This is a genomic window from Methanobrevibacter cuticularis (assembly GCF_001639285.1).
In the GTDB taxonomy this organism is placed as follows: domain Archaea; phylum Methanobacteriota; class Methanobacteria; order Methanobacteriales; family Methanobacteriaceae; genus Methanobaculum; species Methanobaculum cuticulare.
In genome coordinates this window covers 21,309-33,708 of sequence record NZ_LWMW01000094.1, presented here as the reverse complement: position 1 = coordinate 33,708, position 12,400 = coordinate 21,309, and the positions used below count along the sequence as shown (strand labels likewise).

The following is a 12,400-nucleotide window of genomic DNA, read 5'->3' as shown; positions in this document are numbered from 1 at the left end:
AATAGTTCTTCTACTAATGCTGAGATTCAGGCTTTCCTCAGTAATACCTCTGCAGGTGACAATGATGTTACCTTTGAGGAAGGAAATTATAGTCAGATCACTGGTTTAACTGTAGGAAGAAGTGTTAACATCTCATCCAACGGTCAAGTGAATATGCAAGGTACTAACACAGGTACAGTGTTTACTATCACAGCACCGAATGTAAGAATCGTTAACTTGAATATAAGTAGATATAGTTTAGCTATTAATTCGAATCAAGGTAATTTGTCGGTTATTGGTTGTAATATAAGTACAATCGATAGAAGTATCCATTTATCTGGTGCTTCTTTGACTGGTGTTTTACTTGAAAATAATACTATAATTTCTTCTGTAAGCAACGTCAATTATGGTGCTGTATATGTAAGCGCTACATATGGCTCAGTTGTTAACATTGCAGTTAAAGGTAATAATATTACAAGTAACGGTACATCTATCTCGATTGGCGTGCGTTTTAACGTCTTTCGTTGTAATAATACTCTATTTTTCGACAACAACAACATCACAGCAATATACTCTGTTTATCTATCTGCATTCACCAACAACAACACCATAACCATCACCAACAACAACATCAAAGGAACATCAAACTACGGTTTTTATCTGGATGCATACACCAGCAACAATACCATAACTATCACCAACAACAACATCACAGGACCATACGGTGTTCTTCTGGATGTATACACCAATAGTAACAACACCATAACTATCACCAACAACAACATCACAGGAACATCAACCTACGGTTTTTATCTGGATGTATACACCAGCAACAATACCATAACTATCACCAACAACAACATCAAAGGAACATCAAACTACGGTTTTTATCTTCGTACATACACCAGCAACAATACCATAACCATCACCAACAACAACATCACAGCAACATCCTATTCTTGTGTTTATCTGTATGCATACACCAGCAACAACACCATAACCATCACCAACAACAACATCACAGGAACATCAACCTACGGTTTTTATCTGTATGCACACACCTTTAGTAACAATACCATAACTATCACCAACAACAACATCACAGGAACATCAAACTACGGTTTTTATCTTCGTGCAGACACCAGCAACAACAACAACATCAACTTCACTGATAACAATATTCGGGGTGTATCTTATGGTATGTATATTAACTGTAATAATGCAGAGTTTAGTGGTTTGTCTGTAGTGAATAACACTCTGAATGCTACTAACTCTAGTGGTATTGGTATTGGGTTTGTTAATCTTAATCCAACCGCTTTGAGTGATATTCTTGTTTCTGGTAACAACATTTTTGCTGGAACAACTAGTGGTACTGGTATTAATTTTGCTGCTGGTCTAACTTCTGTAAATAATGTTACTATTAATTATAATCGTGTTTTGGCTAATACTGGCTTGAATATTTCAACTACATTTTCTGGTAGTGTTGATGCTAACCTTAATTGGTGGGGTAATAATACTCCTATTTTGCCAACTTGGATAAATAATTATTATATAGTTAGTATTATTAAACTAAATGGGGAAGATTATTATATTTTATCTTTAAATGGTTCTTCCCTTGTTAATTCTACTATTGTGGTTAATTCAAGTTCTGTACAAGTTGGTGAGAATGTTCTTATTAGTGGTCAGTTAGATTTTGATTTAGTAGGTGCTGATGCTAGTTTATTGCCTTATTTTGAAATGATAATTAGTAATAGTTCAGGAAATACTACTTATGATGCTAGAATTCCTAAAAAAGTAAATAATATTTATGATAGTATTATTGTTGACAATCAAACATTAACAAATAGTATTGGTCTTATTTTTGATATTATTGTTGATGGTAACAAGCAAAGCAATATTAATTTATCTGATGCTAATGCTATATGGTCAACTGAATATACAACTAATCGTACTGGCAATATAACTGCAGAAATTAATTCAACTGGAAACTCAATATTCCAACAATTTAGAAATACAACAACATTCACAGTGAATACAGTAAATAAGAATAGTACTAATTCAACTATTGTTATTAGTCCTAATCCTGCTCAAATTGGTGAAAACATCACTATTAATGGTCAGTTAGCTAATTACACTGGTGTTACTCAGGTTAATGTTACTGTTGATGGCACAATATTTACTAATGTATCTGTTAATAATGGTTATTGGGAGTTAAATTATACTACTAATCGTACTGGAACTGATTTAGAAATTGTTGTTAGCTTTGCTGAGGATAATAATTACGATGCATTTAACAATTCTACTACTTTCACAGTAGCTAAGAATAGTACTAACTCAACTATCATTGTTAACCCTAATCCTGCTCAAATTGGTGAAAATATCACTATTAGTGGTCAATTAGCTAATTACACTGGAATAACTAGTGTTAATGTTACTGTTGATGGTAAACTCTTTACTGATGTAGCTGTTGATGTTTCTGGTTATTGGGAGTTAAATTATACTACTAATCGTACTGGAACTGATTTAGAGGTTATTGTTAGTTTTGCTGGTGATGGTAATTATGATGCTTTTAGTAATTCTACTACTTTCATAGTAAATAAGAATAATACTAATTCAACTATTGTTGTTGGTAATGTTCAGATTGGTGAGAATGTCACTGTTAGTGGTCATTTAGCTAATTACACTGGAATAAATAGTGTTGATGTTACTGTTGATGGTACGCTCTTCACTGTGCTTGTTGATGGTTTTGGTGATTGGAGTTTGAATTATACTACTAATCGTACTGGTAATTTAACTGTAGTTGTTAGTTTCGTTGGTAATGAGAATTATACAAGTTTTACTAATTCTACTAATTTCAATGTTACTAAATTAGCTATTAATTCAACTATAAACATTCCATCTAATGTTAAAGTGGGTAAAACCATAACAATCGATGGGGTGCTTGTTGATGAGAATGGTAATCCAATAGCTAATGCTCCGATTAATGTTACTGTTGATGGTAAAGTTTACACTTTGACTACTGATTCTAATGGTCGATGGAGTCTTACTTACAAACCAACACAGACAGGAAGCATCGATATTGCTGTAGATTATACTGGAAACGATGAATACTCTAACTATACCAACACTACAGCTTTTAATGTTGTAAAAGGTGAAGCTATTGTTGATATTGATGTAGTTAAAAATCCTGATGGATCAGTTGATGTAATTGTGACAGTAACCGATGAAGACGGCGATCCAATACCAAACTATAAAGTTAATGTTGAATTGGATGGTAAAAACATTGGAAATATCGTTACTGATGTTCTTGGTGTTGGAAAAATCCACATACCAAGCAGTAAACTAAGTGATGGTAAACATGTGATTACAGTCTCATCTGACGATGTAAACTACAATGTTAATCCAGTTTCAGCTGAATTTGAAACCCAAAACAACAATAATGATACTAATAATACTAATAAAACAAGTGATAATCCAGTAGCTACAGCTACTATGAAAAATACAGGAATACCGATAATAGCTATCATATTAGTGTTGTTAACCATACTTGGAATAACTATTAGAAGAAAACAAAATTAAACATTTTTTAGGAGGACTTATTTATTTTCTCCTCTATTTATTTATTTTTTTTATTCATATTTGTAATTTATTAACTAATTAAAGTTTTTTTTATTGTTTATCGATTAATTATAATAATTATGAGAGTGTTTCATAATTACTTTTTCACTAAACAAATCTACAAGATTTGAATAAATTATTCAGATAAATTAAACAAAAAAAATCTCGCTGATTTTTACAAATTTGTTCATACAAAACTCAATTATGAGACACTCTCATATTGTAATTTTATTAATTATGTATAATACAAGAATCATTGATAAAGATTTATATAATAATAATGAACAAAGAAATTTTATAGTTTTATAAATTATGATTGTTGATAATCTAGTTTTTTACATACTAGAATAATTTATAATTAGTTAGAATTGAATAGAATCAAGTGTAAGTAATTGTGGTTAAATATAGCTAAAGTTAATTAAAAATAATTAAATATAAAGTAAATATATTAAATATAACTAATATTTTAATATATTTAATTATAATTGATATATAATTTAAATATTTAGAATGTGAGGTTTAGTAATGGACTTATTAATATTATCGATAGTTTTTATAGTTTATTTTCTTTTAGTAGGGTATGTAGGTTATTTGGCATGGAAAAAAACTAAATCATCAGAAGATTTCATGTTAGCTGGTAGAAAAACCCATCCTTACATAATGGCATTAAGTTATGGGGCTACTTTTATTAGTACTGCTGCTATAGTAGGTTTTGGTGGAGTTTCAGGCCAATTTGGTCTGGGTCTTCTTTGGTTAGTGTTTTTGAATATTTTTGTTGGAATATTTTTAGCTTTTATAGTTTTAGGGAAGAGAACTCGAAGAATGGGTCAAAATTTGGAATCATTAACATTTCCTGAGTTTTTATCTCGAAGATTTCAAAGTAAATTTATCCAATATTTCAGTGGCCTTATAATTTTCCTTGGAATGCCTATATATGCTTCAGTTGTTCTAATTGGAGCTGCAAGATTCATGGAAACTTCATTATTCATTAATTTTCATTTATCTCTTATAATTCTGTCATTAGTAGTTTCTGCTTATGTTATTTTTGGAGGAATCAAAGGAGTAATGTATACTGAAGCTGTTCAAGGAACAATAATGTTTGTGGGAATGATATTCTTATTAGTATTTACTTATTGGATATTGGGAGGAATAGAAAGTTCACACATGGCTTTAACTAACTTAGCTCCTCACTTTCCTGCAAGTGCTCAGGCTTTAGGGGGAACAGGATGGACCACATTTCCAACACTGGGAAGTGATATTTGGTGGTATTTAGTTTCTACAATTATTGTAGGAGTTGGAATTGGAGTATTGGCTCAACCTCAATTAATTGTAAGATTCATGACTGTAAAATCTGATAAAGAATTAAATCGTGCAGTTTTAATGGGTGGTTTATTTATATTTGTAATAGTTGGAACTTCCTATATTGTAGGAGCCCTATCTAACTTGTATTTCTTTGATACTCTAGGAAAAGTGGGGGTAGATGTGGTTGGGGGTAATATTGATAAAATAATCCCTACATTTATTAGCTCAGCATTACCTGAATGGTTTGTTTATATCTTCCTTTTAACACTCTTAGCTGCAGCCATGTCAACTTTAAGTTCACAATATCTTGCTCAGGGAACTTCATTAGGTAGAGATATTTACCAAACCTTAAAGAAAAAGAAAGATGTTGGATCTGTTAAACTAACAAGAATAGGAATTCTAATAGCTGTTGTATTGGCATTTATTTTAAGTTTAATTCTTCCAATTAGTGTGGTAGCTCAAGGAACTGCATTATTTTATGGTATTTGTGCAGCTGCATTTCTATCAGTCTATGTTTGTGCATTATTCTGGAAAAGAGCTACAAGGGAAGGAGCTATTGCAGGAATTGTTTCAGGAACTGTTGTTAGTTTATTTTGGCTTCTGTTCATGTTTAAAAAGACAGCTATTGGCTTAGGAGTTTGTAAATTTTTAACAGGCCAAGCTATTTTAGTTACAACTATGCCATGGCCTGCTGTTGATGCATTGTTAATAGCTGTTCCAATTTCCTTGATCTTTACAGTAATTGTAAGTTTACTTACAAAACCAATGGCTGAAGAGCATATTGATAAATGTTACAATGGAATAGGCTCAACTTCAAATAATCTTATAAAGACAAATGAAAATATTAATAAGGATCATTAATAATTTTGTAATGTTTAATAGTTTTAATAGCTATTATAAATCATTATTGGCTACTATGGAACTATTAAGCTATTAAAAAATAGAACATACTGAGAAAATAATAGGTGTAACAATGATTTTAGGAATACCAGATCCATGGGTTTTAAGTGGATTTTTGCTCACGATACTAGCTACACTTTTATGTGTCATATATGGTATCATAAATTGGAATAAAGGAGATGAGGATGAAAACTATTTAGAATAATGGCTATTTGCTGTTATTCCAGTTGAAATCTTTATCATTTATTTTTTGTATTTTATTGATTTCTAACTTTCTAATTCTATTTTATTATTATGTTAATTTTTAACTATTCATTTATAAATAGAAATGAAGCTAGAAAATTGTTAAATATTTTTAAAATGAAATTTATAAATTAATTATCAATATCATATAATATTAAATATTTAAAAAATATTAAATATTTAAAAAAACAAATATTATAATGATTAATTGATTTATTAATATGATTATAGTTAATAATGATTATATAATGTATTGGATTAGTATTGAATTTTATAAGGAGGTAATAATCATGAAGATAGTTAAAGATCTCGTTGGGAAAGAGGTTGTTAATACAGAAGCTTCTATAATTGGTAAAATAGCTGATGTTGAATTTGATGATGATACTAAAGAAATTGAGTCTTTGATTTTAAAGAAAGGAGGACTTTCTGAAACCTTGAACATTTCTAAAAGTGAGGATGTCATTCCTTATGATAGGATTAGGAGTATAGGGGATAAGGTTCTCTTAAAAGACAGTTTTTCAGATGTTTAATAATTGTCAAGTTTCTTTAGATTAGCAATGCTTTATACTATTTATTAATATCTTCTTTTTGGTGGATGTTCTATATTAGTAGTGTTGTGTTAGGTTTGTATGTTTTGATTATTGTTAGAAATTTGTGTTAGGTTTGTATGTTTTGATTATTGTTAGAAATTTGTGTTAGGTTTGTATGTTTTGATTATTGTTAGAAATTTGTGTTAGGTTTGTATGTTTTGATTATTGTTAGAAATTTGTGTTAGGTTTGTATGTTTATTTTTTAATAGGTGTATTAAAAATGGCTTCTAAAGAATATTTAATTGATATATTAAAAGAGAATCATGTATTTAAAAGTGGTAATTTTACATTATCCTCTGGTAAAAAAAGTGAGTATTACATAGATATGAAAAAAGCTATAACCGAACCAAATATTCTTAAAACAATAGCTGAACTTATTTATCAGTCTATTGATGGTACTGGGATAGATAAGGTGGCTGGACCTGCTCTTGGTGCAGTGCCAATAGCTACAGCTGTTTCTTTACAGGCAAATATTCCTCTTCTCATGATCAGAAAAGAGAAAAAGGATTACGGAACCTCTAAACTCATCGAAGGAGAATTACACAAAGGAGATAATGTAGTTGTTATTGAAGATGTCACTACTACAGGAAATTCTTTAATCAAAGCTATCAAAGCTATTCAAGATAACGGGGGAATAGTGAAAAGAGCTTTTGTAATAGTGGATAGGGAAGAAGGAGCTATTGATTCATTTAAAAAAGAGAACATCAATTTAGAACCTTTAATTTCAGTAACTGAATTTTTTTAGTTGTTTTATAAAATATTAAACATAATAATCAAAAATAGTTTAAAATATAAAAATAGTTCAAAATATAAAAATATATTAAAATATAAAAATAGTTTAAAATATAAAAATAGTTTAAAATATAAAAATATATTAAAATATAAAAATAGTTCAAAATATAAAAATATCTTAAAATTTAAAATATAAAAATAGTTCAAAATATAAAAATATCTTAAAATTTAAAATATAAAAATAGTTTAAAATATAAAAATATCTTAAAATTTAAAATATAAAAATAGTTTAAAATATAAAAATATCTTAAAATTTAAAATATAAAAATAGTTTAAAATATAAAAATAGTTCAAAATATAAAAATATCTTAAAATTTAAAATATAAAATAGCTTAAAATATAAAATAGTTTAAAATATAAAAATAGCTTAAGACGTTTAAAAGATAAAAAAAATTAAAAAATTAGAACTATTTAAAAAAGAGTTATTATTTTACTTTTTTAAACTTTATTCTAATTAAATCTTAATTATTTTCGATTTTGTTTTTTTAAAAATTATCTATTTTCTAACTAAATTCTTTTTGTTCTTATTTATGTTATTAGATTTAAAAGAACTGGTTTTTTTCAAATAAATTACTCCATATTTATTTTTTGTTATTGTATTTTTGATTATTTTAGTTGATTTTCCTGAATTATATATTCCATATTTTGTATTGTATGTTATTTTATTACCTTGTATTTTGCTTGATTTTCCTTTGTTGTAAATTCCGTTTTTGTTTTTATAGATCTGATTATTAATTATTTGAACTTTGTTTATCTTATTGTATATTCCATAGTTATTCTTGCTGATTTTATTGTTTATCAAATTATTGTTTTTTCCTATATTGGATATTCCAATATTATTGTTAGTAATAATGTTTGTTTCTAATTTGACATTATTTGAATTTATATACACTCCTGATTTTTTGTTTTTATTTATTGTATTATGTTTCAATATTGCATTGTCGGATTTATCTAAATATATTCCATATAGATTATTATTGACTTTATTATTATTCATTGTGACGCTTTTAGATTTTTCAATTTGTATTCCATATTTAAGATTATCAGTTATTTTATTATTATTTACAATTGCATTTGGAGTTTCATATATGAAAATTCCGTTTTCTTTATTATTAGTAACTGTGTTATTGTTTAAACTTGCTTTAACTCCATGAATTAATGATATTCCAGATAATTCATTATTTCCTACATTATTTTTGGTGATTATTGTATTATTTGACATTAATACAGATATTCCATGTTGTCTATTATTGGTTGCAGTGTTTTGAGCTATAGTTACATTAGTTGAATTTATTACAAATATTCCACTATTTTCGTTTCTATTAAGAGTGTTAGCAATTAATTCTACATTTCTAGTTTTATTTAAATAAATTCCTTCATTTGCATTGTTATCTATAATGTTTTTTGATATTTTTCCTTCATTTGAATCTTCTAAATATATTCCTTTGGCTTTGTTTTTACTTAGGGTATTATTTAGTAATTGATACTTACTTGAATTTTTTATTAATATTCCATGATTTCCACTACTAGTTATTTTATTATTAGTTATCTGGGTGTTTTTTGTATCATCTAAATATATTCCATTTATCGTGTTATTATTTGCAACATTACTATCTATTTTTGTATTTTCTGCTCCAGGTTCAAATGTTCCTACTCCTTCTATATATATTCCATAATTATTGTTATTTGCTGTATTTTTTGTTATTGTTGCATTGTCTGATCCTCCTTGTAGGTAGATTCCATATTGCTTATTATTATTTGCTTGGTTGTTAGCTATGATTATCCCTGCAGCATCATGTAAATATATTCCATTTACTTCATTGTAGTTTGCTATGTTGTTTGTTATGACTGTTGATTCGCCATGTGCTATTATTATTCCAGATAATGTATTGTAGTTTGCAGTGTTAGCATTTATTTCTATGTTTTCTGATAGTGCTACATATATTCCGTATTGTTTGTTGTTTTTTACTTGGTTGTTTGTTATTTGTGCTCTGTTGGTGCCGTTTATGTAGATTCCTCTTCCTGAGTTGTTGGTTACAATATTTTCAGATACTAGGGCATCGAGGCACATTTGTATGTATATTGCTCTTGTGGAGGTGGAATTTCCGTTGTTGTCTACTAAATTGTTGATTATTTGTGTGTTGTTTGATCTTTGTATGTATATTCCGTGGTTTTTGTTTCCAGTTATGAGATTGTTTTTTATGAGTGTGTTTTGGTTCATGTCGAGGTATATTCCTTGTTGTAGGTTATTTGATATTATGTTGTTGCTTATTTCTAGGTTTATTGGTCCGTCGTATCCTATTATTTCCCCTTCTGTTCTTATTCCTATGTTGTTGTTGGTTATTATGTTGTTTGATATTTTTGCGTTTGTTGTGCCTTCTCCATTTAAGAATATTCCGTATTTAGGGTTGTTATTTACTTTGTTGTTGGTTATCGTGACGTTTGCAGTATCGTGTATGAATATTCCATTTTCTGCATTATTTTGTGCTATGTTGTTGTCTATTTTTATTGGTCCGTTGTTGTGTGCGGTTAATATTCCTGATTGGTTGTTGTTGTTTGCTATATTATCGTTTATTTCTATATTTTCTGATAGTGCTACATATATTCCGTATTGTTTGTTGTCTGTTACGACGTTCTCTTTTACCTCTACTCCTTTAGATCCATTGACATAGATTCCTCTCCCTGAATTATTTTTAACGATATTTTTCTCTACAACTGAATTATTAGATTGCTGTAAAAATATTGCTCTTGTATTTGTGCTATTTCCATTGTTTTCTACAGTATTATTAGTTATTTTAGCATTGTTTGCTTTTTCTACATATATTGCATGACTTTTACTATTTTCAACTTTATTTTCATTTAAAGTTACATTATCTGATGAATTTACATAGATACCTGTGGTGTAGTTAGATAGTTCAAAGCCAGTAACATTTACATTAGAACTATTTATTGTGAGTCCATTTCCCCCATTTCCTATAAACTTCACAATTCCTTCAGTGGTTAAATTAACTGCTTTGTTAATTATCAAATTTAGACCTAGATAATTTCCTTCTTTAAATGAGATTGAATCTCCATCATCTATATAATTACCATTTATTTGATAGGTTCCTAAGAAGAAATTAGCTATATTTTCAATTGTTATATCATTGAGATCTATATTTATTTCATTAGCCGCTGAAATACCACTTAGCATAGAGAAAAATATCAAGCTTAGGGATATTGCAACTAAAATTTGCTTTTTTTTCATTTTATTCCTCTTTTGATTTTTAATTTTCATTTTTCAAATTTTTATATCTGATAATAAATCAACAAAGGACAATTCTAATTTTTAATAAAATTCAGAATAGTTTGCATTTTTCTTAAGAATCTTCATTCTTAAAAATGATCAATTAATAAATTAAAAGATGATTTACTATCATTAATTTTAATTTATATTAATCATATATATATTTTTAGGCATACCTAAATTTCATGTAAATTTATATAATGTTCGTATTCACAAATAATTAATAAAAAATAAGAAAAATTAAAAATAGTATCTTTTTGGGGTTATAGGAATTATCAATGATATAAAATTAGATAAAATAAAAAATCATAAGTAAATATGGATGATGAATATGAAAAGATAAAATAAAAAGAAATCTTATAGTATTTCTAGAAAAATTCTTAAATTTTGAAAATAAATTAAAAATAGCTATTCTTTCAAATGTTTCACTAGATGTTGTAATTCATCAATAACAATGCTTACCCCTAACTTTACAGCATTTGGGGATCCTGGCATTGAAAATATTAATGCGTCTTTGTAACTTCCAGCTGTAGCTCTTGAAAGAATAGCTGCAGATCCTAAGATTTCATAGGTCTTAGCTCTAAATATCTCTCCAAAACCATCTAATTGTTTTTCAAATAAAGGTTTAATTGTTTCAATAGTTATGTCCCTACTTCCAATTCCAGTTCCGCCAGTTGTAAAAATTACATCTATTTCTTGATTAATCATATTTTCAATAGTTTTTAATAAGATATCACTTTCATCAGGGATTATTTGATAGTCACTCACTTCGTAATTTTTCTTTAATTCAGTGAATAGATATTCTCCAGAAGTGTCTGTTTTTTCATTATTTTGTAAATCTCTGTATTTTGTATCACTTAGAGTAATAACACCACAAGATATATTTTCTGAAGAATTTTTTCTATGTTCTTCTACTGTTTCACTTATCATAGTTAATTCACCTTAAATAGTAATTCACGAATTGAATCGATTCTTAGCATTTTATAATTTGTTAAATTATTAATTGATGTTTGTTTTCTAAAATAATAAGTTATTTGTATATTATTTATTAAATTTTTAAATTATTTAAATTTTTACATAGTAATTTTTTATTTTTCAAATAGCTATTATGAACTTACTAAATAGCTATTATGAACTTACTAAATAGCTATTATGAACTTACTAAATAGCTATTATGAACTTACTAAATAGCTATTATGAACTTACTAAATAGCTATTATGAACTTACTAAATAGCTATTATGCTTTAGGTAATGTATACCTATCAGTGATATTTTTAGTATTATTACTTATTAGTGATATTCTTAATACTATTAATCTTTGATTTAAAAATAAAAGCTTTTAAAAATGAATTAATCATTTTTATTAGAAATCTAAATGTTTATTTATTAATTAAAATATTTTTAGGATGAATTGAATATTATTAGGTAAAAGTTCATGAAAATCCTTTTATTTGAATGAAATATTTTAATATAATGTAAATTTTTAAAATAAAAGTAATAACTATTTGTTTAGTTTATATTAGCTATTTTAGAAAATAAATAAAGAATAGTGAGGAGGGTAGGGACCAAAATTGGATTGGAGGCGGATTCAATGCCAATTTTTTTCATGATAATAAGAGTTAAGATAAGACCCTACCCTTCGATTAATTAATATATAAGTCTTTACTTATAAAGTTTATGTATAGTAAA

Annotated in this window: 7 protein-coding genes; 5 read left to right on the top strand and 2 right to left on the bottom strand. The window is 27.2% G+C overall.

From position 1 onward, the window contains the following. The 5 genes from MBCUT_RS04605 to pyrE form a co-directional block, all read left to right on the top strand. Positions 1-3,558, top strand: a 3,558-nt coding sequence (locus MBCUT_RS04605) for a beta strand repeat-containing protein (protein WP_084270716.1), incomplete at its 5' end; no start/stop codon positions are given. Between the two features lie 564 nt (positions 3,559-4,122). Further along, positions 4,123-5,760 (top strand): sodium:solute symporter family protein, encoded by a 1,638-nt coding sequence (locus MBCUT_RS04600; RefSeq protein ID WP_067259427.1) that lies wholly within the window; start codon positions 4,123-4,125, stop codon positions 5,758-5,760. Positions 5,761-5,872: 112 nt separating this feature from the next. Further along, on the top strand, positions 5,873-6,004 hold the full coding sequence (locus tag MBCUT_RS11705; RefSeq protein WP_281177935.1) for a symporter small accessory protein: 132 nt from the start codon (positions 5,873-5,875) through the stop codon (positions 6,002-6,004). 328 nt (positions 6,005-6,332) lie between these two features. Then, positions 6,333-6,572 carry a PRC-barrel domain-containing protein gene (locus MBCUT_RS04595; RefSeq protein WP_067259425.1) on the top strand — a complete coding sequence of 80 codons (240 nt, stop codon included), beginning with the start codon at positions 6,333-6,335 and terminating at the stop codon, positions 6,570-6,572. Between the two features lie 280 nt (positions 6,573-6,852). After that, positions 6,853-7,377, top strand: coding sequence for an orotate phosphoribosyltransferase (gene pyrE, locus MBCUT_RS04590; RefSeq protein ID WP_067259422.1), 525 nt, complete (start codon positions 6,853-6,855; stop codon positions 7,375-7,377). Positions 7,378-7,920: 543 nt separating this feature from the next. Here pyrE and MBCUT_RS04585 read toward each other — a convergent pair. Both MBCUT_RS04585 and MBCUT_RS04580 read right to left on the bottom strand, forming a co-directional pair. Further along, on the bottom strand, positions 7,921-10,671 hold the full coding sequence (locus MBCUT_RS04585; protein WP_067259420.1) for a right-handed parallel beta-helix repeat-containing protein: 2,751 nt from the start codon (positions 10,669-10,671) through the stop codon (positions 7,921-7,923). Positions 10,672-11,118: 447 nt separating this feature from the next. Next, positions 11,119-11,640: a MogA/MoaB family molybdenum cofactor biosynthesis protein gene (locus MBCUT_RS04580; protein WP_067259417.1), complete on the bottom strand. Its 522-nt coding sequence runs from the start codon at positions 11,638-11,640 to the stop codon at positions 11,119-11,121. Positions 11,641-12,400: the final 760 nt, after the last annotated feature.

Bases quoted from the DNA above. Each gene is read 5' to 3' on its own strand.
- MBCUT_RS04600 (WP_067259427.1), top strand. From the start codon at position 4,123: ATGGACTTATTAATATTATCGATAGTTTTTATAGTTTATTTTCTTTTA.
- MBCUT_RS11705 (WP_281177935.1), top strand. From the start codon at position 5,873: ATGATTTTAGGAATACCAGATCCATGGGTTTTAAGTGGATTTTTGCTC.
- MBCUT_RS04595 (WP_067259425.1), top strand. From the start codon at position 6,333: ATGAAGATAGTTAAAGATCTCGTTGGGAAAGAGGTTGTTAATACAGAA.
- pyrE (WP_067259422.1), top strand. From the start codon at position 6,853: ATGGCTTCTAAAGAATATTTAATTGATATATTAAAAGAGAATCATGTA.
- MBCUT_RS04585 (WP_067259420.1), bottom strand. From the start codon at position 10,671: ATGAAAAAAAAGCAAATTTTAGTTGCAATATCCCTAAGCTTGATATTT.
- MBCUT_RS04580 (WP_067259417.1), bottom strand. From the start codon at position 11,640: ATGATAAGTGAAACAGTAGAAGAACATAGAAAAAATTCTTCAGAAAAT.